The organism is Flexivirga oryzae, assembly GCF_014190805.1.
Taxonomy (GTDB): Bacteria; Actinomycetota; Actinomycetes; order Actinomycetales; family Dermatophilaceae; genus Flexivirga; species Flexivirga oryzae.
The window spans coordinates 2,657,593-2,684,349 of sequence record NZ_JACHVQ010000001.1 but is presented as its reverse complement, the minus strand read 5'-3'; the positions used below and the strand labels follow the sequence as shown (position 1 = coordinate 2,684,349).

25 protein-coding genes are annotated in these 26,757 nt (G+C 68.2%); 18 read left to right on the top strand and 7 right to left on the bottom strand.

The features are described from left to right. Positions 1–231: 231 nt before the first annotated feature. Positions 232–1,218, bottom strand: a complete 987-nt coding sequence (locus FHU39_RS12660) for a malate dehydrogenase (RefSeq protein WP_183320716.1) — start codon at positions 1,216–1,218, stop codon at positions 232–234. A gap of 258 nt (positions 1,219–1,476) precedes the next feature. Between FHU39_RS12660 and FHU39_RS12655 the strand changes: the two genes are divergently transcribed. Both FHU39_RS12655 and FHU39_RS12650 read left to right on the top strand, forming a co-directional pair. Further along, positions 1,477–2,697 carry an NADP-dependent isocitrate dehydrogenase gene (locus FHU39_RS12655; protein WP_183320715.1) on the top strand — a complete coding sequence of 407 codons (1,221 nt, stop codon included), beginning with the start codon at positions 1,477–1,479 and terminating at the stop codon, positions 2,695–2,697. 201 nt (positions 2,698–2,898) lie between these two features. Beyond that, positions 2,899–3,699: an HAD-IIA family hydrolase gene (locus tag FHU39_RS12650; RefSeq protein ID WP_183320714.1), complete on the top strand. Its 801-nt coding sequence runs from the start codon at positions 2,899–2,901 to the stop codon at positions 3,697–3,699. A gap of 10 nt (positions 3,700–3,709) precedes the next feature. On the opposite strand, the gene FHU39_RS12645 is transcribed toward FHU39_RS12650, so the two are convergent. Next, positions 3,710–4,660 (bottom strand): GDP-mannose 4,6-dehydratase, encoded by a 951-nt coding sequence (locus FHU39_RS12645; RefSeq protein ID WP_183320713.1) that lies wholly within the window; start codon positions 4,658–4,660, stop codon positions 3,710–3,712. Positions 4,661–4,766: 106 nt separating this feature from the next. Beyond that, the gene (locus tag FHU39_RS12640) at positions 4,767–6,260 is read right to left on the bottom strand and encodes a S10 family peptidase (RefSeq protein ID WP_343065855.1); all 1,494 of its coding nucleotides are present in this window, start codon (positions 6,258–6,260) and stop codon (positions 4,767–4,769) included. 112 nt (positions 6,261–6,372) lie between these two features. Here FHU39_RS12640 and FHU39_RS12635 point away from each other — a divergent pair, with 112 nt between their 5' ends. Beyond that, on the top strand, positions 6,373–7,863 hold the full coding sequence (locus FHU39_RS12635; RefSeq protein WP_246336218.1) for a peptidoglycan DD-metalloendopeptidase family protein: 1,491 nt from the start codon (positions 6,373–6,375) through the stop codon (positions 7,861–7,863). A gap of 17 nt (positions 7,864–7,880) precedes the next feature. Here the strand turns inward: FHU39_RS12635 and FHU39_RS12630 are convergent, their stop codons facing one another. Beyond that, positions 7,881–8,675, bottom strand: coding sequence for a DeoR family transcriptional regulator (locus FHU39_RS12630; protein ID WP_183320711.1), 795 nt, complete (start codon positions 8,673–8,675; stop codon positions 7,881–7,883). Positions 8,676–8,845: 170 nt separating this feature from the next. Here FHU39_RS12630 and trpS point away from each other — a divergent pair, with 170 nt between their 5' ends. The 7 genes from trpS to FHU39_RS12595 all read left to right on the top strand — a co-directional run bounded on the left by trpS (position 8,846) and on the right by FHU39_RS12595 (position 16,195). Further along, positions 8,846–9,886, top strand: a complete 1,041-nt coding sequence (gene trpS, locus FHU39_RS12625) for a tryptophan--tRNA ligase (protein WP_183320710.1) — start codon at positions 8,846–8,848, stop codon at positions 9,884–9,886. Further along, entirely contained in the window at positions 9,883–10,398 is a 516-nt protein-coding gene (locus FHU39_RS12620) for a 2'-5' RNA ligase family protein (RefSeq protein WP_183320709.1), read from the top strand. The genes trpS and FHU39_RS12620 overlap by 4 nt, the downstream gene beginning before the upstream one ends. A 49-nt stretch (positions 10,399–10,447) precedes the next feature. After that, positions 10,448–11,176, top strand: a complete 729-nt coding sequence (locus FHU39_RS12615) for a succinate dehydrogenase/fumarate reductase transmembrane subunit (protein WP_183320708.1) — start codon at positions 10,448–10,450, stop codon at positions 11,174–11,176. Between the two features lie 10 nt (positions 11,177–11,186). Further along, positions 11,187–13,166, top strand: a complete 1,980-nt coding sequence (locus FHU39_RS12610; protein ID WP_183320707.1) for a fumarate reductase/succinate dehydrogenase flavoprotein subunit — start codon at positions 11,187–11,189, stop codon at positions 13,164–13,166. Next, a complete protein-coding gene (locus FHU39_RS12605) occupies positions 13,167–13,901 on the top strand; it encodes a succinate dehydrogenase/fumarate reductase iron-sulfur subunit (RefSeq protein WP_183320705.1) in 735 nt (244 codons plus the stop codon). Positions 13,902–14,039: 138 nt separating this feature from the next. After that, complete coding sequence (locus FHU39_RS12600) at positions 14,040–15,140, top strand: mannose-1-phosphate guanylyltransferase (protein WP_183320704.1); 1,101 nt, start codon at positions 14,040–14,042, stop codon at positions 15,138–15,140. Positions 15,141–15,142: 2 nt separating this feature from the next. Then, positions 15,143–16,195, top strand: a complete 1,053-nt coding sequence (locus FHU39_RS12595) for a quinone-dependent dihydroorotate dehydrogenase (RefSeq protein WP_183320702.1) — start codon at positions 15,143–15,145, stop codon at positions 16,193–16,195. A 110-nt stretch (positions 16,196–16,305) separates the two neighbouring features. Here the strand turns inward: FHU39_RS12595 and FHU39_RS12590 are convergent, their stop codons facing one another. Then, a complete protein-coding gene (locus tag FHU39_RS12590) occupies positions 16,306–17,421 on the bottom strand; it encodes a hypothetical protein (protein ID WP_183320700.1) in 1,116 nt (371 codons plus the stop codon). A 223-nt stretch (positions 17,422–17,644) separates the two neighbouring features. Here FHU39_RS12590 and FHU39_RS12585 point away from each other — a divergent pair, with 223 nt between their 5' ends. The 8 genes from FHU39_RS12585 to FHU39_RS12550 all read left to right on the top strand — a co-directional run bounded on the left by FHU39_RS12585 (position 17,645) and on the right by FHU39_RS12550 (position 25,856). Continuing rightward, positions 17,645–18,136, top strand: coding sequence for a guanyl-specific ribonuclease (locus FHU39_RS12585; RefSeq protein WP_183320699.1), 492 nt, complete (start codon positions 17,645–17,647; stop codon positions 18,134–18,136). After that, a complete protein-coding gene (locus tag FHU39_RS12580; protein ID WP_183320697.1) occupies positions 18,133–18,543 on the top strand; it encodes a barstar family protein in 411 nt (136 codons plus the stop codon). Before FHU39_RS12585 ends, FHU39_RS12580 begins: the two co-directional genes overlap by 4 nt. Further along, entirely contained in the window at positions 18,540–19,748 is a 1,209-nt protein-coding gene (locus FHU39_RS12575; RefSeq protein ID WP_343065853.1) for an amidohydrolase, read from the top strand. Before FHU39_RS12580 ends, FHU39_RS12575 begins: the two co-directional genes overlap by 4 nt. A gap of 212 nt (positions 19,749–19,960) precedes the next feature. Beyond that, positions 19,961–21,088, top strand: a complete 1,128-nt coding sequence (locus FHU39_RS12570; protein ID WP_343065852.1) for a BMP family lipoprotein — start codon at positions 19,961–19,963, stop codon at positions 21,086–21,088. Positions 21,089–21,216: 128 nt separating this feature from the next. Continuing rightward, complete coding sequence (locus FHU39_RS12565; RefSeq protein ID WP_183320696.1) at positions 21,217–22,737, top strand: ATP-binding cassette domain-containing protein; 1,521 nt, start codon at positions 21,217–21,219, stop codon at positions 22,735–22,737. Further along, a complete protein-coding gene (locus tag FHU39_RS12560; RefSeq protein ID WP_183320694.1) occupies positions 22,734–24,068 on the top strand; it encodes an ABC transporter permease in 1,335 nt (444 codons plus the stop codon). The genes FHU39_RS12565 and FHU39_RS12560 overlap by 4 nt, the downstream gene beginning before the upstream one ends. Then, positions 24,065–25,417 carry an ABC transporter permease gene (locus tag FHU39_RS12555; RefSeq protein WP_183320691.1) on the top strand — a complete coding sequence of 451 codons (1,353 nt, stop codon included), beginning with the start codon at positions 24,065–24,067 and terminating at the stop codon, positions 25,415–25,417. The genes FHU39_RS12560 and FHU39_RS12555 overlap by 4 nt, the downstream gene beginning before the upstream one ends. A 4-nt stretch (positions 25,418–25,421) precedes the next feature. Continuing rightward, on the top strand, positions 25,422–25,856 hold the full coding sequence (locus tag FHU39_RS12550) for a cytidine deaminase (protein WP_183320689.1): 435 nt from the start codon (positions 25,422–25,424) through the stop codon (positions 25,854–25,856). 16 nt (positions 25,857–25,872) lie between these two features. Here the strand turns inward: FHU39_RS12550 and FHU39_RS12545 are convergent, their stop codons facing one another. Next, complete coding sequence (locus tag FHU39_RS12545) at positions 25,873–26,310, bottom strand: hypothetical protein (protein ID WP_183320687.1); 438 nt, start codon at positions 26,308–26,310, stop codon at positions 25,873–25,875. 91 nt (positions 26,311–26,401) lie between these two features. Next, positions 26,402–26,746 carry a hypothetical protein gene (locus FHU39_RS12540; RefSeq protein WP_183320686.1) on the bottom strand — a complete coding sequence of 115 codons (345 nt, stop codon included), beginning with the start codon at positions 26,744–26,746 and terminating at the stop codon, positions 26,402–26,404. Positions 26,747–26,757: the final 11 nt, after the last annotated feature.

Genomic DNA, 26,757 nt, shown 5'->3' with positions numbered 1-26,757 from the left:
CCGGGACGGGTTTACCACCGATCCGTGTCCCGAAGTACCGACGGTCGGTGGGTGGGGACGGGGTCGTGCCCCACTGCTGTCCCGAAGTACCGACGGTCGGTGGGTGGGGACAGGTTTGTGCCCCACTGCTGTCCCGAAGTACCGACGGTCGGTGGTTGGGCACTCCGGGAAGCAGAAGCGGGCGCCGGCCACGGAGTGACCGGCGCCCGCTGTCGCGACGAGTGACGAACCTCAGATGAGGCCGAGCTCCTTGACGGTGTCCCGCTCGGACTGCAGCTCCTGCACCGAGGCGTCGATCTTGCCGCGGGAGAAGTCGTCGATCTCCAGGCCCTGCACGATGCTCCATTTGCCGTCGGCGACGGTCACCGGGAAGGAGCTGATGATGCCCTCCGGGACGCCGTAGGAGCCGTCGGACGGGACCGACATCGAGACCCAGGCGCCGTCGGTGCCGTGCTCCCAGTCGCGGGCGTGGTCGATGGTCGCCGACGCGGCCGACGCGGCCGACGAGGCGCCACGGGCCTCGATGATCGCCGCGCCGCGCTTGGCGACGGTCGGGATGTAGGTGTTCGCGATCCAGTCCTGGTCGCCGACGGCCTCGGCCGCGGACCTGCCGCCGACCTGGGCGTGGAACAGGTCGGGGTACTGCGTCGCGGAGTGGTTGCCCCAGATCGACATCTGGGTGATGTCGGTGGTCTTCACACCCAGCTTCGCGGCCAGCTGCGCGAGTGCGCGGTTGTGGTCCAGGCGGGTGAGGGCGGTGAAGCGCTCGTTCGGGATGTCGGGCGCGTTGCTCATCGCGATCAGCGCGTTGGTGTTGGCCGGGTTGCCGGTGACGGTGACCTTGATGTCGTCGGCCGCGACCTCGTTGAGCGCCTTGCCCTGCGGGGCGAAGATGCCGCCGTTGTCCTTCAGCAGATCGCCGCGCTCCATGCCCGGACCGCGCGGCTTCGCGCCGACGAGCAGGGCGTGGTTGACGCCGTCGAAGACCTTGGTGGCGTCATCGCCGATCTGCACACCGGCGAGCAGCGGGAAGGCGCTGTCGTCGAGCTCCATGACGACACCTTCGAGTGCCTTCAGCGCGGGAGTGATCTCCAGCAGCCGAAGCTCGACCGGGGTGTCCGGGCCGAAGAGGTCGCCTGCGGCGATCCGGAAAAGCAGGCTGTAACCGATGTTGCCGGCGGCGCCGGTGACGGCGACCTTGACGGGCGTTGCGCTCACGAGAACTCCCAGTTGGGCGAGATGGTGGTCTTTCGCGTATGACGCTAGCAGCGCGACGGCACGGCCTGGCACAGAGGTCTTGTCGCGCCCCGACTAGCCTGGTATGGCGCTCAGCGCACCCGCGACCCCGCATCGCCATACCGGAAGCCCCTCTGCTCACCCGGGGGTCGGGGCCGGTCCATGTGCCCGGGCCCTGCATAGACTTCCAGCTCCAGCGGCTGGATCCCGCACCACCGGCAAAGGAGCCTGAAGCAGGTCATGGAGAAGATCAAGGTCAAGAACCCGATCGTCGAACTCGACGGCGACGAGATGACACGCATCATCTGGCAGTTCATCAAGGACCGGCTGATCCACCCCTACCTCGACATCGACCTGAAGTACTTCGACCTCGGCATCGAGAACCGCGACGTGACCGACGACCAGGTCACCGTCGACGCGGCCAACGCCATCAAGGAGTTCGGTGTGGGCGTCAAGTGCGCGACCATCACGCCGGACGAGGCGCGCGTGGAGGAGTTCGGGCTGAAGGAGATGTGGCGGAGCCCCAACGGCACGATCCGCAACATCCTCGGTGGCGTCATCTTCCGCGAGCCGATCATCATCTCCAACGTGCCGCGCCTGGTGCCGGGCTGGACCAAGCCGATCATCATCGGCCGTCACGCGCACGCCGACCAGTACAAGGCGCAGAACTTCAAGGTGCCCGGCGCCGGCAAGGTGAAGATCAGCTACGAGCCGGCCGACGGCAGCGAGGGCATCGAGCTCGAGGTCGCGGAGTATGGCGACGACGGTGGCGTCGCCATGGGCATGTACAACTTCAACAGGTCGATCGAGGACTTCGCCCGCGCATCGCTCAACTACGCGTTGCAGCGTCGCGTGCCGTGCTACCTGTCGACCAAGAACACCATCCTCAAGGCGTATGACGGGCAGTTCAAGGACATCTTCGCCAGGATCTTCGAGGAGGAGTTCAAGGAGGAGTTCGACGCCGCCGGCATCACCTACGAGCACCGCCTGATCGACGACATGGTCGCCGCGTCGCTGAAGTGGGAGGGCGGCTACCTCTGGGCGTGCAAGAACTATGACGGCGACGTGCAGTCCGACACGGTCGCACAGGGTTTCGGCTCGCTCGGTCTGATGACCTCGGTGCTGATGACCCCGGACGGCAAGACCGTCGAGGCCGAGGCCGCGCACGGCACGGTGACCCGCCACTACCGCCAGCACCAGCAGGGCAAGGCGACCTCGACCAACCCGATCGCGTCCATCTTCGCCTGGACGCGTGGCATCGCACACCGCGGCAAGCTGGACGAGACCCCCGAGGTCACCCAGTTCGCCGAGACGCTGGAGCGGGTCTGCATCGAGACCGTCGAGGGCGGTCAGATGACCAAGGACCTGGCGTTGCTGATCGGCAAGGACCAGCCGTTCCTCACCACCGAGGAGTTCCTGGCCGCGCTGGACGAGAACCTCCAGAAGGCGATGGCTGTGTAGGACTGCTCCGGCTCCTCGCGACACAGAGCAGCGGCTCCACGAACAAGTTCGTTGGAGCCGCTGCTCGGTGTCGGTCGTCGCCTGCGCGGCCGTCGACCGGGCATGCGATCGGCTGGATTCGGGCTGTTGACGGACCGAGGTACGCCCTGACCGGCGCGGCGTCGCTGCGGTCCCACGCACCGGACCCGCAATACTTGGGCCATGACCGAGAAGCGTGAGGTCCGGACCTGGCTGACCGACATGGACGGCGTCCTCGTGCGCGAGGAGCACGCCATACCGGGTGCGGCCGAGTTCCTCGGCCGGTTGCAGGAGCTCGGCCTGCGTTTCCTGGTGCTCACCAACAACTCGATCTACACGCCGCGTGACCTGCGGGCGCGGCTGTCCGCGAGCGGTATCGACATACCCGAGGACGCGATCTGGACCTCCGCGCTCGCGACCGCGCAATTCCTCGACGACCAGCGACCGAACGGTTCGGCGTATGTCGTGGGGGAGGCCGGTCTCACCACGGCGCTGCACGACATCGGCTACATCATGACCTCGCGCGAACCCGACTACGTCGTGCTCGGGGAGACCCGCACCTACTCGTTCGAGGCGATCACCCGCGCCATCCGATTGGTCGCGGGCGGCGCACGCTTCATCGCGACCAACCCGGACCCGAGCGGCCCGTCGCCGGACGGCCTGATGCCGGCCACCGGAGCCATCGCCGCGCTCATCACACGGGCGACCGGGGTGGAGCCCTACTACGTCGGCAAGCCGAACCCGCTGATGATGCGCAGCGCGCTCAACCGGATCGAGGCCCACTCGGAGACGACCGTGATGATCGGCGACCGGATGGACACAGACGTGGTCAGCGGCCTGGAGGCCGGGCTGCGCACGATCCTGGTGCTCACCGGCTCCACGGCGGGCGATCAGGTCGCCCGGCACCCGTTCGTCCCCACCCGCGTCGTCGACTCGATCGCCGATGTCGTGCCGCTGGTCGACGAGTTCGCGCCGAGCGACTGACGGGGGCGGCTCAGCGCTTCCTGTCCTCGGAGGCCCGGAAATGTTCGATAGTTCGGCCGAGGCCCTCCTCGAGCGCTGTCTTCGGTTCCCAGCCGAGCTCGGACCTGGCCAACGAGATGTCCGGGCGGCGCCTGGTCGGGTCGTCCTCCGGGAGCGGCTTGTGCACGATCGGTGAGTTGCTGCCGGTGAGTTGCACGATCTTCTCCGCGAGCTCGAGCATGGTGAACTCCCCGGTGTTGCCGAGGTTCACCGGCCCGGTGAACGACGGATCCGAGTCCATCAGCGTCAGGAGGCCGCCGACCAGGTCGTCGACGTAGCAGAACGACCGTGTCTGCAGGCCGTCGCCGTAGATCGTGATCGGCTCGCCACGCAGCGCCAGCACGATGAAGTTGGACACGACGCGGCCGTCGTCGGGCCGCATCCGGGGACCGTACGTGTTGAAGATCCGCGCGACCTTGATCGGCAGGTCGTGCTGGCGGCGGTAGTCGAAGAAGAGGGTCTCGGCGCAGCGTTTCCCCTCGTCGTAGCAGGAGCGGATGCCGGTCGGGTTGACGTGCCCCCAATAGTCCTCGCGCTGCGGGTGGACCTCCGGGTCGCCATACACCTCCGAGGTGGACGCGAGCAGGATCTTCGCGCCGGTGCGCTTGGCGAGGCCGAGCATGTTGATCGAGCCGTGCACGCTCGTCTTGGTGGTCTGGACCGGATCCCGCTGGTAGTAGACCGGGCTCGCCGGGCAGGCGAGGTGGAAGATCTCGTCGACCTCCACGTAGAGGGGAAACGTCACATCGTGCCGGATCAGCTCGAACGCCGGATTGCCCATCAGATGGTGCACGTTGGAGCGCATCCCGGAGTAGAAGTTGTCGGCGACCAGCACCTCGTCGCCCCGGTCGAGCAGGCGCTCCACCAGGTGCGACCCGATGAACCCCGCGCCGCCGGTGACCAGCACCCGTCGATCGGTCACGGTGCATCCCCCTTCACAGAGTGTGGCAATTGCGCTATCCGCAGCGGCCCCATCGAACCATGGGCCCGCTCGAGGCGCTGAACGAGTAGCCGTCCTGCAGTCCAGCTCAATGCTGGCGAGCGTCTCCACCACCGCGACCGCTGTGCCGTCGGACGAAGTCGGCCAGGTCGGCGCTCTGTTGCAGACGCGTGGGCTGGTGCACGTAGGTCATGTGCCCGGACTCGTAGAAGTGGTGTTCGAGGCGGGGGAGCAGCTGCGGGGCGAGCCTGGCCACGTCGTCCATCGCGCAGAAGTACGGCGTGGCTCCGTCGTAGTAGCCGTAGGCGAACTGCACTGCCAGATGGGAGTTCTGACGCATCGCGCGGGCCAGGCGGTCGATGACGTAGACCGGGGAGTTCTCGAACTCCTTGAAACTCCACTCGCGCCCGACGTCCTCGCTGATCGTGCGGAAGACCTGCTCGCTGGTGACACCGAGCTCGGTGCCGAGGTAGTGCTGGAAGGCCGCCGAGTAGGGCCCGGTGATGGCGTCCATCGACGGGTCGGCATCCATCTCCTCGGCGATCCGGCTGCGCGCGAGCCCGGTGAATCGCGAGTCGAGCCGGCCGACCGTCCGGCCCTGATCGCGCAGCAGCTCCCCGAAGAAGCGCCAGTGCTCGATGCGCAGGTCCGCGCGGTCGACATAGTCCTCGGACAGCCCCGTGAGCGCTGCGACTCGTGAAACCGCCTCTGAGCGTTCGGTTTCGGTGAGGCGGTTGCCTCGTGACAGCACCCACGGGTAGTCCCGTGCGGCGTAGGCCTCTGCCTCGTCGAGCACGTCCCGCAGCGGCCGGTCGCCGTGTTTGCCGTGGAAGTGTGCGGTCGCCGCGTAGAACGGCAGGTAGAGCGCGTGCGCCCGGTCGTTGCCGTTCTCGAAATTCGCCGTGCCGAAGTCGAGCACACTGCTGATCAGCATGAGCCCGTTCAGATACAGCCCCGACCTCTCCTGCAGGTACTGTGCGAGGGCAGCCGCGCGCGTGGTGCCGTAGGACTCTCCGGCAACGAACTTCGGTGACAGCCAACGGTTTTCACGCGTAACCCAGGACCTGATCACCTCACCGACGGACTCGATGTCGGCGGTGAAGCCGTGGAAGTCCTTCGGTTTGCCGCCGGAGACGACCCGTGACAACCCGGTCGACACCGGGTCGATGAACACCAGGTCGCTCACGGAGAGCAGCGTTTCCGGGTTGTCGATCACGTCATACGGTGGCGGCACCAGGTCGCCCGCGTCGCCCATGTCGACCCGCCGGGGCCCGAGCAGACCCATGTGCAGCCACAGGCTGGAACTGCCCGGCCCACCGTTGAATGCGAACGTCACCGGCCGCTCGCGCACGTCGGCGTCGTCCATGGTGTATGCCGTGACGGCGATCTCGGCGACGGCCTTCCGGCCGTGCCACACGCCGTCCTTCAGCTCGTCGGTGCGGAGCACCACGGTGCCCGATTCGCTGGTGTAGCTGATCGGCCCGGAAGCGGTGTTCAGCGTGTGCGACCGACGGCTCAGCACGTCGGTGGGTGGCTCGGTGGTCGGCTCGGCGGCCGGCTGCGTGTTCGGCTCGGTGCTCACTGCTCCGATGCTAGCCAGGGTGGTTAAGTCCGCGGCGGCGAATTTCTGCAACAAACCTCGTCGGGTGCCCCACCCGCTCTTACGATGACTCGGGAGAGCAAGGGGACAGGTTATGCGCGCTGGGGTGGTGTCCAGGTCGCACTGGGTGCGGCTCGTGGCGGCGCTGCCCGCGGCTGCGCTGATCGCCGTGCTGCCGGTGGCTCCGGCGTCCGCGACGGGCGGCAGTGCGGGCGGTTCCTGCGCCGCCTCGACCACCACCGGCTGGCGCAGTCCTCTCCAGCAGCGGTACGTCATCACCTCGCGCTTCGGCTACCGCACCGACCCGATCTCGCACGTCTATCAGCTGCACGCGGGAGTCGACCTCGCGATGCTGCCCGGCCCAGGTCCGGTGGTGGCAGCCGACGCCGGCACCGTGGTCCGGGTCGGGCCCTACGGCGGCCTCGGCAACGAGGTCACCATCCAGCACGCCGACGGGGTACAGACGCTCTATGGTCACATGGCCTACACGGCCGCCGGCCTCAAGCCGGGAATGCACGTCGCGGCCGGACGAGTGCTCGGGCAGGAAGGATCGACCGGCGCGAGCACCGGTCCGCACCTGCACTTCGAGGTGCACGTCAACGGCAAGCCGGTCGACCCGATCCCGTTCATGGCCGCCCACGGAGTCCCGCTCGACGGCACCGTCAAGAGCACCGCGGCTCCGACCGCCTTCGACCTGCCTGCGGCGGGTGAGCCGCGCAGGGCCAGCCTCCATCAGAACGCGCTGCCGGTGCCCGCCGCGCTGATGAGCCTCTACCTCGGCGCGAGCCAGAAGTATGGCGTGCCCTGGCCGCTGCTCGCCGGCGTCGGCATGGAGGAGACCGCCCAGGGGCGCAACAACCACACCTCCTCCGCCGGCGCGAAGGGCCTCATGCAGTTCATGCCGGGCACCTTCGCACGCTACGGCGTCGACGGCGACGGCGACGGCCGCGCCGACATACTCAATGACGCCGACAGCGTCTACTCCGCGGCCAATGCGCTGCGTGCCTGGGGCGTGACGCAGGGCGCATCGGGGGTCCGCCGAGCGCTGTTCAGCTACAACCACGCCGACTGGTACGTCAACGACGTGCTGCACTACGCGGCGGAGTACGCCGAAGGGTCCGGTGGCTTCGCCTGCAGCGACAGCTCCTCGGTGCCGGCGGGCTCACGGCAGGCCGCGACCGCGGTGGCCTGGGGCAAGGGTCAGGTCGGGCACCCCTACCGGTTCGGCGCGGAGGGCCCGGACGCCTGGGACAGCTCGGCGTTCGTCCAAGCAGCCTATGCGAAGTCCGGCATACAACTACCGAGAACCGCTGCGCAACAACGAGATTGGCTGGCGTCCGGGCACGGCACCCGGATCGAGCCCGGCGACGAACGGCCCGGCGACCTGATCTTCGAGGACAGCTACCTCGGGCCGGACAAGGTCGGCTACGTCATGCTGGTCACCGACCCGCAGGCCCAACGGGCGGTGGCCGCCCAGAACCCGCGCCTGAACGTCAGTTACACGACGTATGCCGGCGCGCGGCAGACCCGGCACATCTTCGAGATCTGGCGGGTGCGGACCCCGACGGCCACATCCCACCGCTGACGCCGCGCACGCGCGGGTCAGCCGGGCATCGGGGCCGAGTCGCCCCGGGACGCGACGATCAGGTCGACGCCCTGCCTGCCGATCTCGTGCCGCGCCTCCTCGTCGAGTTCGGCGTCCGTCACCAGGGTGTCCACCTTGTCGAGTGTCGCGATCGTCGAGAGACCGACCACGCCCCACTTGCTGTGGTCGGCCACCACCACGACGCGCTTCGCGGCGCGGATCAGCGCCCGATTGGTCTGTGCCTCTTGCAGATTGGGGGTTGTCAGGCCTGCGCCGACGTCGATGCCGTGGACCCCGAGGATCAGCGTGTCGACGTGCACGGTGCTCAGCATCTCGTTGGCGACCGGGCCGACGAGGGCGTCCGACGGGGTGCGGACCCCGCCGGTCAGCACGATCACGGCGTCCTTGTCCTCGGGGTCGAAGAGCAACTCGGCGACCCGCGGCGAATTGGTCACGATCGTCAGCCGCGGGACGGCACGCAGCTCCTGCGCGACCGCGTAGGCGGTGGTGCCGGCGGACACCGCCACCGACGACCCCGGGGAGATCAGCGCCGCGGCGGTGCGCGCGATCTCCGTCTTCTGGACCGGGTGCATCTCCGACTTGACGGTGAAGGTCGGCTCGTCGGCGCTGCGGTCGGCGCGGGTGGCGCCACCGTGCACCTTGCGGACGATGCCCTTGCGTGCCAGTGTTTCGATGTCGCGGCGGATCGTCATGTCGCTGACATGCAGTTCCGCGACCAGCTCCGACACGCGGATGCCACCCTGCTCCTCCACGGCGCGCGCGATCAGTTCCTGCCGTTGACGAGCCAGCACGGCGGATCTCCTTTCGGGCGCGGCGTTTCCTCATATCTAAACATGTTCAAACACCCGCGGCGCAGCGGACGGCGCCGGGCGAGCGAACGTCGCCGCGCCCGGTGGTGAGAGACTGGCCGCCGAGCACGCCATACGGCCCCTTGTGCAACGAAAGGCAACACCTTCCTTCCATGAGCGACACCTCGCCCGGCACGCGCACCCCGCGGATCCTGTCCGGCATGCAGCCCACGCACGACTCCCTCCACCTGGGCAACTACCTGGGTGCGCAGGTCAACTGGGTGCGGATGCAGCGCGACTTCGACGCGTTCTTCTGCGTCGTCGACCAGCACGCCCTGACGGTCAACCCCGAGCCGGAGGACCTGCGCAACCGCACCCGGATCACCGCGGCGCAGTACCTCGCCGGCGGTATCGACCCCGACGTCTCAACGGTTTTCGTGCAGTCGCACGTCCCCGAGCACTCGCAGCTCGCCTGGGTGCTCAACTGCATCACCGGGTACGGCGAGGCCGCCCGGATGACGCAGTTCAAGGACAAGTCGTCCAAGCGGGGCACCGAGGGCACCAATGTCGGGCTGTTCACCTACCCGATGCTGATGGCCGCCGACATCCTGCTGTATGACGCCACAGCCGTCCCCGTCGGCGAGGACCAGCGTCAGCACCTGGAGCTCACCCGCGACCTGGCTCAGCGCTTCAACGCCCGTTACGGCGAGACGTTCGTCGTGCCGGACGCACACATCCCCGAGGGCACCGCGAAGGTCATGTCGTTGCAGGAGCCGACCGCCAAGATGAGCAAGTCGGCGGCCAACCAGAACGGCAACCTGATGATGCTGGACGAGACCAAGGTCAACACCAAGAAGATCAAGTCCGCCGTGACCGACACCGACAACGCGGTCCGCTACGACGTCGAGGCCAAACCCGGCATCGCCAACCTGCTGCGCATCCACTCCGCGCTGTCCGGCGACTCGATCGACGCGCTCGTCGAACGCTACGCGGGGGAGAACAAGTACGGCGCGCTGAAGACCGACGTGGCGGCACTCGTCGCCGACGTACAGGCACCGTTCAAGGCACGCGTAGAAGAACTGCTCGCCGACCCCGCCGAGCTGGATCGCATCCTCGCCCGCGGCGCTGAACGCGCGCGCTCCGTCGCCGCCGTCGTGCTCGAGAAGGCATACAACGCAGTCGGATTCATCCCCGCGGCGGCACCCCGGTCATGAAGACGATCGGCGTCTCCATCCCGATCCCGCCGCCCTACGCGGCCGAGTTGCAGTGCGCGCGGCAACAGGCCGGCGACCCGCTGGCGAACGCCGTCCCGCCGCACGTGACCCTGATGCCGCCGACCCCGGTGGACGAGGGTGCCGAGACGGCGCTGCGGGGCCACCTGGCCGACGTTGCGGCCCGGACGGCGCCGTTCCGGATGACGCTGCGTGGCACCGGCACCTTCCGGCCGATCTCCCCGGTGGTCTTCGTCGCCGTCGCTCAGGGCATCGCTAACTGCGAGCAGCTGGAGCGCGCCGTCCGCTCCGGGCCGGTTGCGCGCACGCTCGAGTTCCCCTACCACCCGCACGTGACCATCGCCCACGGCGTGTCCGAGGAGTCGCTGGATCACGCGTTCGACGGGCTCGCGTCATACGAACGCAGCTTCCAGGTGGCGGGCTTCGACCTCTACGAGCACGGCGACGATCAGGTATGGCGCTCGGTCCTCGCATGGCGACTCGCCGGTTCTTAGGTAAACCTTATCTCGATATCAAGGTACTTTGCGGCGTACGCTGAGCGCCGTGGCTACCTCAACCGTCTCCAAGCCGCCTCGCACCCGCACCGGCAAAGCAGGAAGCACGGTCTTCCTCAAGGTCCTGATGGCTGTGACCGGCTTCATCTTCGTGCTTTTCGTGATTGCGCACATGTACGGCAATCTCTACAAGCTGTTCGCCGGGCACCTGGCCTTCAATGAGTACTCGGAGCACCTGCGGACCATCGGCGAGCCGATGCTCCCGAGGCACGGGTTCCTCACCATCATGGAAATCATCCTCGGCGTCAGCGTCGTGCTCCACGCCTACAGCGCGGCCGCGCTGTGGAAGCGCGCCAAGGCGGCCCGGCCGCAGCGCTATGTGATGAGGAAGTCCATCGCGCAGTCCATCTCGAGCAGGTGGATGCGCTGGGGTGGCCTGTTCCTCCTGCTCTTCGTGATCTGGCACCTGCTGCAGTTCACCATCGTCAAGTTCAACGTCGGCAGCGGCGGCAACACCGCGGCGATCACGCACGACCCCTACGAGCTGGTCGTGCACAGCTTCAACGTCTGGTGGGTGACGCTCATCTACGTGCTGGCGATGATCGCCCTCGGGATGCACCTGCGGCACGGCATCTGGAGCGCGTCCCAGACGCTCGGCTTCACGCCGACACCGCGCGCCCGGGTCATCGCCAACGGTGTCGCCATCGTCGTCGCCCTGATCGTCGCGGTCGGTTTCGTCATACCACCGCTCGCCATCGCCTTCGGCGGAATCAAGTAAGGACTGCCAGATGCCTGAACTCATCGACAACCTCTACGCGCTCGGCGACCAGATCGAGGACACCAAGGCCCCCAAGGTCCCCGTCGCGGAGATGTGGACCAAGGCGAAGTTCGAGAACAAGCTGGTCAACCCGACCAACCGCCGCAAGCTCTCCATCATCATAGTCGGCACCGGCCTGGCCGGTGGTGCGGCCGCCGCCACGCTCGGCGAGGCCGGCTACCACGTGAAGTCCTTCTGCTACCAGGACTCGCCACGGCGTGCCCACTCGGTGGCCGCCCAGGGCGGTATCAACGCCGCCAAGAACTACAACGACGACGGCGACTCGATCTACCGGCTCTTCTACGACACGGTCAAGGGCGGCGACTACCGCTCCCGGGAGTCCAACTCCTACCGACTGGCCGAGGTCAGCGCCAACATCATCGACCAGTGCGTGGCGCAGGGCGTGCCCTTCGCCCGCGACTACGGCGGCCTCCTCGACAACCGCTCGTTCGGCGGTGTGCAGGTGGCCCGCACCTTCTACGCACGCGGCCAGACCGGCCAGCAACTGTTGATCGGCGCCTACCAGGCGATGGAGCGCCAGGTCGCTGCCGGCACGGTCGAGCAGTTCACCCGCCACGAGATGCTCGAAGTGATCATCGTCGACGGCAAGGCCCGCGGGATCATCGCGCGTGACATGGTCACCGGCGAGATCGAGACGCACCTGGCCGACGTGGTGGTCCTGGCCAGCGGTGGCTACGGCAACGTGTTCTTCCTGTCGACCAACGCGATGGGCTGCAACGTCACCGCGACCTGGCGCGCGCACCGCAAGGGCGCCTACTTCGCCAACCCGTGCTACACGCAGATCCACCCGACCTGCATCCCGGTCGCCGGCGACTACCAGTCCAAGCTGACCCTGATGAGCGAGTCGCTCCGCAACGACGGGCGCATCTGGGTGCCCAAGCGCAGGGAGGACTGCGAGAAGGACCCGCGCAACATCCCCGAAGAGGACCGCGACTACTACCTGGAGCGCAAGTACCCCTCGTTCGGCAACCTGGTGCCGCGTGACATCGGTAGCCGGCAGGCCAAGGTCGTCTGCGACGAGGGCCGCGGCGTCGGCCCGCTCGTCGGCGACTTCCGGCGCGGCGTCTACCTCGACTTCGCCGACGCGATCAAGCGCATGGGCCGGGACGCGGTCAAGACCAAGTACGGCAACCTGTTCGACATGTACCAGCGGATCACGGGGGAGAACCCGTACGAGGTGCCGATGCGCATCTACCCCGCGGTGCACTACACGATGGGCGGCCTGTGGGTCGACTACGGCCTGGAGACCACCATCCCCGGCCTGTTCGCGGCCGGTGAGGCCAACTTCTCCGACCACGGTGCCAACCGGCTCGGCGCGTCGTCACTGATGCAGTGCCTGTCGGACGGCTACTTCGTGCTGCCCAACACCATCCGCGACTACCTGGCGCAGGGCCCGTTCGAGCCCGTCGCCGAGGACGCCCCGGAGGTGTTGGAGGCCCGCAAGTCCGTCGAGGACCGCATCGACAAGCTGCTGTCGATCAACGGCGACCGCACCGTCGACTCCTTCCACAAGGAGCTCGGGCACATCGTCTGGGAGTACTGCGGCATGGAGCGCAACGACGCCGGCCTGCGCAAGGGCATCGACCTCGTGCGGTCGTTGCGCCAGGAGTTCTGGCGCAACGTCAAGGTGCCTGGCTCGGCCGACACGCTCAACCAGTCGCTGGAGAAGGCCGGCCGGGTGGCCGACTTCTTCGAGCTTGCCGAGCTGATGTTCATCGACGCGCTGCACCGCTCCGAATCCTGCGGCTGCCACTTCCGCTCCGAGTCGCAGACCGAGGACGGCGAGGCGCTGCGCGACGACGAGAAGTTCGCGTATGTCGCGGCCTGGGAGTTCGCCGGCGGCAGTGAGGGCAGCTACGAGCCGCCCGTCCTGCACAAGGAGGACCTCATCTTCAACTTCATCCAGCTCAAGCAACGGAGCTACAAGTAAATGAATCTCACACTGAAAATCTGGCGCCAGGCCGGGCCCGACGCTCAGGGCGAGCTGGCTACCTATCCGGTCACGGACATCACCGAGGACATGTCGTTCCTGGAGATGCTCGACGTGCTCAACGAGGAGCTGATCGGCAAGGGCGAGGAGCCCGTGGCGTTCGACTCCGACTGTCGCGAGGGCATCTGCGGCATGTGTTCGCTGATGATCAACGGTCAGGCGCACGGCCCGGAGGTCACCACGACCTGCCAGCTGCACATGCGCTCCTTCTCCGACGGCGACACGATCACCATCGAGCCGTGGCGGGCCGAGGCGTTCCCGCTGGTGCGCGACCTGATCGTGGACCGGTCGGCGTTCGACCGGATCATCCAGGCCGGTGGCTACATCTCGGTCAACACCGGTGCCGCACCGGAGGCGAACAACCTGCAGGTGCAGAAGCACAAGGCGGACCGCGCCTTCGACGTGGCGACCTGTATCGGCTGCGGTGCGTGCGTGGCCGCGTGCCCGAACGCCTCCGGCATGCTGTTCCTCGGCGCCAAGATCAGCCACCTCGGCGAGCTGCCGCAGGGACAGGCCGAGCGGGACTCGCGCGTGGTGAAGATGCTCAACCAGCACGACGCCGAGGACTTCGGTGGCTGCCAGAACCTCGGTGAGTGCTCCGCCGCCTGCCCCAAGGAGATCCCGCTGGACGTCATCAACCAGCTCAACCACGACTTCCTGCGGGCGAAGCGCTGATCGCAGGTCTCGTCATACGACAGCGAGCGGGCCGGCCGGGGGATCTCCTGGCCGGCCCGCTCCGGGTATGCCGTCCGCCCGATCGGTTCTGCCGGTGTGGTGGGTGTTCGCCGAGCGCCGTGCATTAACCTCAGGCCCATGTCGACGCAGGAGAGCGGCCCCATCGAGGGGTTCTGGACGGTCATTCCCGCGGGTGGCTCGGGGACCCGGCTGTGGCCCCTGTCCCGGTCGGGGTCGCCGAAGTTCCTGCACGACCTCACCGGGTCCGGGTGGTCGCTGCTGCAGGGCACGGTGGATCGGCTCGCGCCGCTGTCCGAGGACCGACTGCTGATCGCCACGGGTCTGCGGCACGCACCCGAGGTGCGGCAGCAGCTTCCCGACCTCGGCATCGACTCGCTGCTGGTGGAGCCGTCGCCGCGGGAGTCCATGCCCGCCATCGGGTTGGCGGCCGCGATCCTGGAGCAGCGCGACCCCGACGCCGTGATCGGCTCCTTCGCCGCGGACCACGTGATACGCGACGACGAGTCCTTCCGGTGCAGTGTCCGAGAGGCCGTTGCCGTAGCCCGGACCGGCCGGCTGGTCACGATCGGCATCGAACCGACAGGACCGGCAACGGGTTTCGGCTACATCAGACTCGGCGACCCACTCGACGTCGACGGTGCCCCGCACGCGCGCGGTGTCGAGTCGTTCGTCGAGAAGCCCGACGCGGACACCGCCCGCTCCTACCTCGCCAGCGGCCGATACCGCTGGAACGCGGGCATGTTCGTCTTCCAGGCGAGCGTCCTGCTCGACATGCTGGACCAGTACCAGCCCGGACTGGCCAGCGACCTGCGGTCGATCGCGAACAACCCGCTGCGGCTCACCGAGTTGTGGCCGCGACTCACCGAGATCTCGATCGACAACGCGCTCGCCGAGCCTGCCGCCGCGGATGGGCGGGTCGCGGTGATACCCGGCGAGTTCGACTGGGACGACGTCGGTGACTTCGACTCCCTCGGCGCGCTGCTCGCCGACACCGAGGACGGCGTCAAGGTGCTCGGGAACGCCGCGTACGTGGTGGCCGAGGACACCAGCGGCGTGATCGCACCGCGCTCCGGCCGGGTCGTGGTGACGCTCGGCGTGAGCGACATCATCGTGGTCGACACGCCGGACGCGCTGCTGGTCACCAAGCGCGAGCGTGCCCAGGACGTCAAGAGTGTGGTGGAACGCCTCAAGGCCGGTGGCCGGGCGGAGCTCACCTGAACATGGCACTCCCGACCTGGGCGCTCAACACCGGTTACCGGAACGCCCTGCGACCGCTGCTCTTCCGTATCGGCGGTGGCGATGCCGAGGCGGCTCACCACCAGACCCTTCGCCGGATGGCCCGGCTCGGCGACCACCCCGGCGCCCTCCGAGCGATCGACCCGATGCTGCCGAGGCCGTCCGCTCCTGTCGAGGTCGCCGGCGTCCGGTTCCCCGGCCGGGTCGGGCTGGCGGCAGGCGTCGACAAGGACGGTGTCGGCCTGAAGGTCTGGGAACACCTGGGATTCGGGCACATCGAGCTGGGCACGGTCACTGCCGAGGCACAGCCGGGCAACCCGCAGCCACGGCTGTTCCGGTTGCGCAGCAGCGACGCGCTCATCAATCGGATGGGTTTCAACAACGAGGGCGCCCAGGCGCTGGCCGACCGCCTCGCGGCCGCCGGGCCGATCGGCATACCCGTCGGTGTGAGCATCGGCAAGACCAAGGTGACCCCGGTCGAGGACGCGATCCAGGACTACCTGAGCAGTCTGGCCGCCCTCGACGCGTACGCCGACTACTTCGCGGTGAACGTCTCCAGCCCGAACACGCCGGGGCTCCGCTCCCTGCAGGACAAGGAGCCCCTCGCCGAGTTGCTCGCGGAGCTGGTCACCGCGACCGCGGCCCGCTCGCGGACGCCGATCTTCGTCAAGATCGCGCCGGACCTGACCGACGGGGCGATCGACGACGTGCTGGAGGTGGCACAGCGTGCCGACGCCAGCGGGGTCATCGCGACCAACACCACCCTCGCCCGGGACGGGCTCGCGGAGGCCGACCTGCCGCTGGCCGCCGAAGCCGGGGGGCTGAGCGGGGCGCCGCTGACCCGCCGGGCCCGGTATGTCGTCGAGCGGATCGCGTCGACGTCCGCGCTACCGGTGATCGGCGTCGGCGGAGTGATGACCGCCGACGACGGTCGCGCGCTGATCGACGCCGGCGCGTCACTGGTGCAGGTCTACAGCGGCTTCATCTACCGCGGCCCGGCCCTCGTCGCCGAGCTCAACCGCGCCCTCTCCGCCTGACCGCCCGCCACACGCCGTCAACCCTTCTATCGCCGCGCCCCCTTTCATTGACCGGCATACCCCCGCATTGAGCGGCATACCGAATTCGGTCGGATCCGTATGCCGGTCAATCACTCGGTATGCCGCTCAATCACAGAAACGTGTCCTGATTTTCGCGGCAGTGGTCGCTCCGGTACCGGCCACGTGGGCCCATCTTGCATCGTGCGGACCCCGAGGTTCGTCATCACGGATGAGAACGTGAACGTGTTGATCGCGTCATCCCAGCCCCAACGACCCAGGTGCTGGACGTCGGGATGGCGCCGCAACCGATCTTCCCGACGCTTCTCCTTCCACAGCCCCTCCGCCGCCTGCGCGGCGGTGGCGCCTTCGGGGACCTGGTACTTGGCCTTCCCGTCGGCTTCTCCGATGATCCCGAGCTCCTTCCAGAAGAAGTCGACGCGACCAATGAACCCATCTGCGTCGTAGAACTTGGCCTGCAGCTCCGGTTTGGGGAGGCCAAGCTGGAACATGCGCATCCGGCTCAACGACTCCAGGGGTGACTCGGCTCTGCCGTCGGCGAGTAGCAGAGCCAGCTCTGCCATCCGGCATCCGCGTGATCGCTGCGGCAGGGCCTGGATCTGCCTGAGAACGTCCGCCTGCCGAATGAGCCCCCGGCGAAGCGCCTCATCAGACATTGCAACAGCAGACTCCAAACTCTCGTAGCGCGCACGATCGACGATCGTCCGTTCAAGACCTGTGACGCACAGGCCGCCGACATCCACAGCGTCGGGTGCGATCGCCGTGCGCCGGCGCCGTGCCTGGGGCGAGCGCCCTGTTGCGTCGGGTGGCCGCGCGAATTCGACGAGCTCGGTTTGCGGGCCGATTGCCGGCAGCTGCCAGGCCGCCCTTGCAGTGCCGTGCACGTAGATGCGCCGCGTCGTCGCCGCGGCCTGCGTGGCGAGAGCCATCAGGATCAGTCGCTCATCGAGCTTCAGCACGTCGATGTCGCACGCCGCGAAGGTGCCTTGCCGCAGCCTTGTCCATGGAGTGTCGTGGGTCGCGCCGACCAGTCGAAGCCGCCCAGCGGAGGTTGATACGAGTTGCCCGCGCAGGGAGCGGACGGTGTCCGCGCAGCCCTCCAGGTGCTCCTGGCGGGCGGCCTCGAGTGCTTCCGGGCTGACGACGGGCGGGTCATCGATCACGAAGCGCGCCAGGGGGTCCCGTGTGGTGAGGTGTGCGATTGACATCCTCCGGAGCCTGCCCCAGTCCGGTCGCCTTGATTGGGTTATCCACAGGCCGTTGACTGACCGGCATACCGACAGAACGAGCGGCATACGGATTTGGACGAAATTGGTATGCCGCTCGATGCAGGGGTGTGCCGGTCAATCAGAGGGCGCGGGGCGCTCGGTGCAGAAGCGGTGGTCGGTGTCGTTGGCGGGGAATGCGGGTGGGCACGGCTAGCCTGGCGGGATGCTCCATCGGATCAGGCGGATTCGGGACCTGTTCATCCCGTGCGTGTTCGGCCTGCTCGTACTCATCGCGCTGGTCTGTCTGCTGGCGGGGTGCGCGACCAGCTCGGGGGGACCGGCTGGGTCCGGTGGCACGGCGGGCGCCTCCACGCCCACGGAGTCGCTGCAGATCACCGTCGTCCCGTCCGGCTCACAAGGGCCTGCCGACGACGGTATGGCGACCGTCGCGGTCGCGGACCTGCCGCCGCAGGCGCGCACCACGATGGCGCTGATCAAGGCCGGCGGGCCGTTCCCCTACCACCAGGACGGCGTGGTCTTCCAGAACCGCGAGCGGCTGCTGCCCCACGAATCCTCCGGCTACTACCACGAGTACACCGTCGAGACGCCGGGCTCCGCGGACCGCGGTGCGCGCCGGATCATCGCCGCCCGTGACGGCACGCTCTACTACACCTCGGACCACTACGAGAGCTTCCAGAGGATCGTGCAGTCATGACCACCCCAGTCGATCTCATCGAGCAGGGCGTGTCCGGGCTGCACCCCACCGACGACACGGCCGCGGCCCGCGCCGTGGCCCGGGCGAACGGCTGGCGGATCGTCGAGCTGGACACCTCGCACGGCACCGACAAGACCTACTTCCTGCAGGTATGCCGCCAGGCGTTCGACCTGCCCCAGTGGTTCGGGGGGAACTGGGATGCGCTCGCCGACAGCCTGACCGATGTCGACGACACGCCCGGCACCCTGGTGATCTGGGCCGGGGCGGGCACCCTGGAGGCGGTCGTGCGCGAGACCGCGGCCGAGATCTTCGCTGAGCGGGTGGACCGGACGAGCCGCGGACTGGGCGTTTTCCTGGTGCTGGTCGCAGCCGGTTCGGACGACGGACGTAGCATGAACGACTTGTGAGTGACCTAGCTTCTTCCGACACCACGGTGGACCCCGTCGCGGCCACCGTCGCACAGCTCGACCGTCTCCTGCCCCAGCTGGTCACCTGGCGCCGCGACCTGCACGCACATCCGGAGACCGCCCACCGGGAGACGCGCACCACGGCCTTCCTCACCGACACCCTCGCGGCGGCGGCCATCCCGGTCCGCCCGCTGCCCGTCACCGGGCTCATCGCCGAGCTCGGAGCGACCGTGCCGCGCCGCCGGGTCGCGTTGCGTGCCGACCTCGACGCGCTGCCGGTGCCCGAGCGCAGTGGCCTGCCGTTCAGCTCGACCGTGGAGGGTGTGTGCCATGCCTGCGGTCACGACGTGCACACGACCGTCCTGCTGGGCGCCGCACTGGCCCTGAAATCCGTCGAATCGACGCTGGTCGAGCGGGGACTCGCCGTCCGCTGCATCTTCCAGCCCGCCGAGGAGGTCGTGCCCGGGGGAGCGCACGACGTGCTGGACGCCGGTGGCCTGGACGGCGTCGACCGCGCCTACGCCCTGCACTGCGACCCGAGCATCGACGTCGGCACCGTGGGTCTCACGGTGGGTCCGATCACCGCGGCCTGCGACGCGGTCGAGGTCACGCTCACCGGGCCCGGCGGGCACACGTCCCGGCCGCACCTGAGCGCCGACCTGACCTTCGCCCTCGGCAAGGTCCTCACCGACGTCCCGGCCGTGCTGAGCCGCAGGCTCGACCCCCGCGCCGGCGCGACGCTGGTCTGGGGCCAGGTCGATGCCGGCAACGCCGCGAACGTCATTCCGGCGACCGGCCGCGCGGTCGGCACCCTGCGGATGCTGGACGCCGACGAGTGGCACCGGATCGACGGACTCGTCGAACAGGCCGTGCGGGACGTCGTGGCGCCATACCAGGTGGCTGCCAAGGTCGACCACATCCGTGGTGTTCCGCCGGTGGTCAACGACGCCGATGCCGTCGCGGCGCTGGCGGCGGCGGCACGCGCGTCCGTTGGCCCGGACGCCGTGGTACCCACCCGCCAGTCGCTCGGCGGGGAGGACTTCTCCTGGATGTTGCAGTCGACGCCGGGCGCGCTCGCCCGACTCGGCACCCGCACCCCTGGCGGGGCGACCTACGAACTGCACCAGGGTGACCTCGTGGTCGACGAGGCCGCCATCGGGATCGGTGCCCGGCTGCTCGCGCTGACGGCCCTGCAGGACGTGTGACCCGACGCCCCGATCTTTACCGTCAGGTAACGTTTCGGTCCCATCGTCTCGAACGGTGGGCGGACATCGGATCTCGGCGCTAGGCTGCCGACTTGCCCCACAGCCGGGTGGCGCCAGCCACCTGATCCGTCCATGCCATGAGCACCCCGCAGCCGCGGAGCCGTCCCATCCGACTCAGTTCCAGTGAAGTTGCACAACAAAAAGGAGACACCGTGCGTTCGGTGATGAAGATTGCGGCCGTTTCGGCCGTCGCTGCGATGGCCCTCGCGGGCTGCGGCAGCAAGCCTGCCAATGACAACACCGCGAGCAACGCCGCCAGTAATGGGACGGGGTCCGGGGCCGGTGCCGGGACCTCCGCGGCGGCGACCGGCAACAAACTGAGCGCCTGCATGGTGCTCGACACCGGTGGCGTCGACGACAAGTCGTTCAACGAGAACTCCTGGGCGGGCATGCAGGCCGCCAACAAGGAGAACTCGAACATCTCGATCAAGTACGTCCCGTCCAACTCGGGCAGCGACTACACCCCCAACCTCACCAAGTACGCACAGAGCGGCTGTGACACCGTCATCGCCGTCGGCGGTCTGATGGGCGACGCGCTGAAGAAGGTCGCCAAGCAGTTCCCGAAGACCCACTTCGCCGAGATCGACAACGGCAACCAGGACGCCGCCAACATCTACGGCATCGAGTTCAACACCGCCCAGGGCGCGTTCCTCGCCGGCTACCTCGCGGCCGGTATGACGAAGACGGGCACCGTCGGCACCTGGGGCGGCCTGGCCATCCCGCCGGTGACGATCTACATGGACGGCTACTGGGAGGGCGTCCAGTACTACAACAAGGCCAAGGGCAAGAACGTCAAGGTCCTGGGCTGGAACGAGAAGAACCAGAAGGGCGGCACCTTCTCCGGTTCGTTCACCGACCAGAACAAGGGCAAGTCGATCACCCAGGCCATGGTCAGCCAGGGGGCTGACATCGTGTTCCCGGTCGCGGGTGCTTCCGGTCTCGGCGCCGGCGCGGCTGCGGCTGCCTCCGGCGGCAAGCTCAACCTGATCTGGGTGGACACCGACGGCTGCGAGAGCGCCGCCAACTACTGCAAGTACTTCATCTCCAGCGCCACGAAGAACCTGTCCGGTGGTGTGCAGGCCTACCTGAAGAAGGCGGCCGGCGGCACCTTCCCGACCGGCAACTACGTCGGCACGCTGAAGAACAACGGTGTCGGGATCGCCCCGTACCACGACTTCGACTCCAAGGTCCCGGCGGCGTTGAAGAAGGAGATCACCCAGGTCAAGGCGGACATCGTGTCCGGCAAGATCAAGATCACTTCGCCGAGCCAGCCGAAGTAAGCGCACACGGCAGACGGGGTGGGCGGCGCGACACGGCCGCCCACCCCGCACCTGTCGGTGGGGGAAGCCCGCAGGACTTACAGTTGCTGCCGGGCGTATGACGCAACGAAAGACAAGGGAGTCTCCGCGTGAAGCTCGAACTGCGTGGAATCACCAAGCGATTCGGCTCGTTCACGGCGAACGACCACATCGACCTGGTGGTCGAGCCGGGGCAGATCCATGCGCTGCTGGGCGAGAACGGCGCCGGCAAGTCGACCCTGATGAACGTTCTCTACGGTCTCTACGAGCCGACCGAGGGTGAGATCGTCATCGACGGGCAGCCGCAGAAGTTCAACGGTCCGGGCGACGCGATGCGCGCCGGCATCGGCATGGTCCACCAGCACTTCATGCTGGTCCCCGTGCTGAGCGTGGCCGAGAACGTCATGCTCGGCGACGAATACACCCGCTCCGCCGGGATGCTGGACCAGAAGAAGGCCCGCGAGGTCGTCCGCCGCCTGTCCAGGGACTACCACCTGGAGGTCAACCCCGACGTCCTCGTCGAGGACCTGCCGGTCGGCATCCAGCAGCGGGTCGAGATCCTCAAGGCGCTCGCCCGCGAGGCGAAGGTGCTGATCCTGGACGAGCCGACGGCCGTGCTGACCCCGCAGGAGACCGACCACCTGATGGACGTCATGCGGTCGCTGAAGGACAACGGCACCTCGATCGTCTTCATCAGCCACAAGCTGCGGGAGGTCCGCGCGATCGCCGACACGATCACCGTGATCCGCCGCGGCAAGGTCGTCGGGCAGGCCGAGCCGACCGCCAGCCCCGCCGAGCTCGCCGCGATGATGGTCGGCCGACCGGTGCAGCTGCAGGTCGACAAGGAGCCCGCCAAGCCCGGTGCGGTCGTGCTGGACATCGACGGTCTGAGCGTGACCGCTCCCAGCGGCCAGGTCCTCGTCGACGACGTGTCACTGGAGGTGCACGCGGGCGAGATCTACGCGATCGCGGGGGTGCAGGGCAACGGCCAGTCCGAGCTGACCGAGGCGATCGTCGGGCTGATCGAGCCGACCGCGGGAAAGATCCATCTCGAGAGCGCCGACATCACCGATGCGACGACCGACGCCATTCTGGCCCGCGGCGTGGGTTACGTGCCCGAGGACCGCATGCACGACGGTCTCGTCGGCAGTTTCAGCATCGCCGAGAACCTCGTGCTCGACACGTATGACGAGCCGCCGTTCGGCAACGCGATCTCGCTCAACCTGAGTGCCATCGCCCGCAACGCGCAGGAGCGGGTCAGCGAGTTCGACGTCCGCACGCAGAGCGCCGAGGCGCCCGCGTCCACCCTCTCCGGCGGTAACCAGCAGAAGGTAGTGCTCGCGCGCGAGATGAGCCGCCCCCTGCGGTTGCTGGTGGTCTCACAGCCGACCCGCGGGGTCGACGTCGGGTCGCAGGAGTTCGTGCACAAACGGATCGTCGCCGAACGCGACCGGGGCACCGCAGTATTGCTGGTCAGCACCGAGCTCGACGAGGTCATCGGACTCGCCGACCGGGTCGGTGTCATGTATGCCGGGAAGATCATCGGCGAACTGCCGCCGACCGCGAGCGCAGAGGAGTTCGGTCTGCTGATGGCGGGCCAGACCTCCGACACGAAGGAGGAAGCCTCATGACCGAGGGACCGGACCTCGGCAAACGGCCGGAGGACGAGCCGAAACCCGACCTGCGCAAGGAGGAGCCCGAGGCGGCTCCCGAGGCAGGTGCCGAGTCGGCCGCCGAGGGCGACACGCTGCTGGCGACGCAGGAGTCGGGGGACAGGACCCGCGAGACGATCGGCGAGATCCTGCGCAGCGACCACCCCGCGGTGGTCACCGTGCTCGCCGTCATCTGCGCGATGATCGTCGGCGCCATCCTGATCGTCGCCTCCGACGAGGCCACCCGCAACGCTGCCAAGTACTTCACGGCGGCGCCCGGTGAGACCTTCAGCGCCGGGTGGAGTGCGATCAAGGGCGCCTACGTCGCGCTCTTCCAGGGCGCGATCTACAACCCGGAGGGTCAGCAACTCCTCGCGCCGATCTCGGAGACGCTGGTCTACGCGACCCCGCTGATCCTGGCCGGTCTGTCGGTGACGCTGGCGTTCCGCGCCGGCCTGTTCAACATCGGTGCGCAGGGCCAGATCCTGATGTCCGCCGCGTTCGCCGGCTACATCGGTTTCGCCTGGCATCTGCCGGCCGGCATACACATCGTCGTGGCGATCATCGGCGGCATCATCGGCGGCGCCATCTGGGCCGGCATCGCCGGCTTCCTGAAGGCGAAGACCGGCGCGCACGAGGTGATCACCACGATCATGCTCAACTACGTCGGTGTCTTCTTCATCAACTGGTTGCTCACCGAGAGCTGGTTCCAGGCCCCGCCGTTCAACCAGGCGGTGTCGCGCACGATCGACGGCAACGCGCAGTTCTGGCACCTGTTCGGGTCCGACATGCGCGTCAACTTCTCCTTCATCCTGGCGATCGCCGCCACCGCGTTCACCTGGTGGCTGCTGAAGTACGCAACGTTCGGCTTCCGGATCCGGACCGTAGGAGCCAACCAGGACGCGGCGCGGACCGCTGGGATGAGCATCTCCTCGACCTACATCTGGTTGATGGTGGTCGTCGGGGGACTGGCCGGGCTGGCGGGTGTCGCGCAGGTCCTGGGTGACGCCAACAACTACCAGATCACCGCGAGCGTCGACGGCGGTGTCGGATTCACCGCGATCACCGTGGCGCTGCTCGGCCGGGGCACCGCGTGGGGCACCTTCTGGGCCGGCCTGCTCTTCGGCGCCCTGAGCGCCGGCAGCGGGCAGCTGCAGGTCGCCACCGCCACCCCGCCGGACCTGGTGCAGGTGCTCCAGGCGCTGGTGGTCCTGTTCATCGCGGCACCGGGTCTGATCCGACTGGTGTTCCGGCTACGGCGCAGCAAGGCCGGCGGCTCCGCGGTCCTGGCGAAGGGATGGAACGGATGACCCCCGAGCTCAACGAGAACCGCGACGACGTCGTCGAGTCGTCGGTCGCGACCGTCGAGGTCGCTCCGGGCGAGGTGGTCGAGCAACACGTCGTCGAGCTGAAGCAGTCGACCACGCGACGCATCGGCACCAGCGCGGCGTTCATCGTCCTCGGTCTGATCGCCGCTGTCGTGCTGGGTATGTCGGCAGGGTCGCACTCCACCAGCTTCGACCTGAACGGCTCGCAACCGGGCATCTCGGTGCCGAAGTTCTCGGTCCCTGGCGTCGGCCTGATCGTCGTCTGCGGGATCGTGATCATCCTGCTCGGAGCCGGCCACCTGGTGCGCAGCTACAGCAAGCGCACGCTGCGCTGGGCGGGCATCGCGGCCGGCATACTCTTCCTGGTCGCCTTCCTGACCTGGGCGGGCACCGAGGGCAAGCAGTCGGTGCAGGTCGGCTCCCTGCTGCAGCAGACGCTCTTCCTCGCGACACCGCTGATCCTCGGCTCGATGGCCGGTCTGATGTGCGAGAAGACCGCCGTCATCAACGTCGCCATCGAGGGGCAGATGCTCTTCGGCGCGTTCGCCGGTGCGCTCTTCGGCACGCTCGCGAGCACCTGGGTCGGGCTGATCGCCGCCGTCGCCATCGGCGCGGTCGTCGGCGCGCTGCTGGCGGTCTTCGCGATCAAGTTCACCGTCAACCAGATCATCCTGGGTGTGGTGATCAACGCCTTCGCGCTCGGCCTGACCGGCTACCTGTACGACGCGATCATGGCCGACAACGGGACCGGCACCAACCAGCCGATCCCGTTCTCGCCGATCAAGATCCCGGTGCTCGGCGACATCCCGGTGATCGGTTCGCTGCTGTTCAACCAGACGATCATCACCTACCTCATGTACCTCATCGTGATCGTCATCGACGTGATGCTGCTGCGGTCGCGCTGGGGTCTGCGGACCCGGGCCGTCGGTGAGCACCCGAAGGCCGCGGACACGGTCGGCATCAACGTGCTGCGGCTGCGCTACCAGAACGTCATCATCGGCGGCGGCATCGCCGGCCTGGCCGGTGCGGCGCTGACCATCGGGTCGGTCGGCACGTTCAACAAGAACATGACCTCCGGGCAGGGCTTCATCGCGCTCGCGGCGCTGATCTTCGGCCGCTGGACGCCACGCGGTGCGCTCGGTGCGTCGCTGTTCTTCGGCTTCGCCAGCGCCCTGCAGGTCGCGCTGTCGCTGCTGGCCACGCCGATCAAGATCGACTCCAACCTGCTGCAGATGCTGCCCTACCTGGCGACCATCTTCGCGGTGGCCGGTCTCGTCGGCCGGGTGCGCGCGCCCGCCGCCGACGGTGAGCCCTACGTCAAGGGGGACTGAGCCGATGACCGCAACGGACGCCGGGGAACCGCGCCGGGTCGACTGGGACGAACTGACCGCCGAGGCGACCGAGGCGATGCGGCACGCCTACGTGCCCTACAGCAAGTTCCCGGTCGGGGTGGCGGGGCTGGTCGACGACGGCCGGGTCGTCTCCGGCTGCAATGTCGAGAACGCCGCGTACGGCGTGACGCTGTGCGCCGAGTGCGGCATGGTGAGCGATCTGGTGCGCGGCGGCGGTGGCCGACTGGTGGCGGTGGCGTGCGTCAACACCCGCAGCGAGCCGCTGATGCCTTGCGGCCGGTGCCGTCAACTGCTCTGGGAGCACGGCGGGCCGGCCTGCCTGATGCTGACGCCGCGCGGGGTGCGCACCATGGAGGACGTGCTCCCGCAGGCGTTCGGCCCGGACGACCTGGAGCACGTGGCTTCGCCCGAGGGCTGATCCGGCGACGACAGGGTCAGCCGAAACTGGCGGCCGGGCCGCTCGCCAGGCACGTCGTGGTGACCTTGGTCAGCTTGCCGGTGTCGAGCGGGTTGAGATCCTGGACCCTGCCGTCCTTGAGGGCGCGCAGCGTCGCGTCGGAGAACTGTGAGTAACCCTTGTTGGCCACGCAGGTCGCGACACCGCCGACGAGGGACCGCGGGACACCCTTGCCGACGAAGTAGTCCGTCATACCGGCCGCGACCTGTGCCTTGGTCGGCTTCGCACCGTTGGCGCTCGTCGTGGAGCTGTCGTCGGGCGTCGTGCCCGGTGCCGGCGCCGAACTCGTGGTGTGTGCCGTCGGGGAGGAGCTCGCCGCCTCGGGGGAGCTGCTCGAGCTGCAGGCGGCCAGGCTCAGGGGCAGGACGAGCAGCACGGCCGCGGTGGCGGCCTGCTTGACGTGGAGCGAACGCATTGGTGACCTCTCCCGGAAATGGCGTGTGTCGGGCGTTGGACGTGGCGGCGCCCCGATCGGTTGCAGTCCGATCGGGGCGCTCGCGGCCGGGTCAGCTGGCGGCGCTGACCAGGGACTTGCCGCAGCTGTTCGTCGCGTCGTTCAGCGTCGACTCGTCGTCGGAGCTGATCTTGTTGGACGTGTCACCGCTCTTGATGGCGTTGAGCGTCTTGTTGCTCACCTTGTTGTAGATCTTGTCGACGACGCAGCCCGACATCTTGTTCACCAGCGAGTCCGGAGCCCCCTTGGCCTCGCTCTGGCCCTTCAGTGCCTTGGTGAAGCCGGCCTGCACATCGGCCTTGGCCGGCTTGCTGCCACCACTGCTGCTGCAGGCGCCGAGCGCCATCGGCAGCGTGATCAGCAGTGCGGCTGCTGCGGTACGACTCACGATCTTCATGGTGTTCCTCC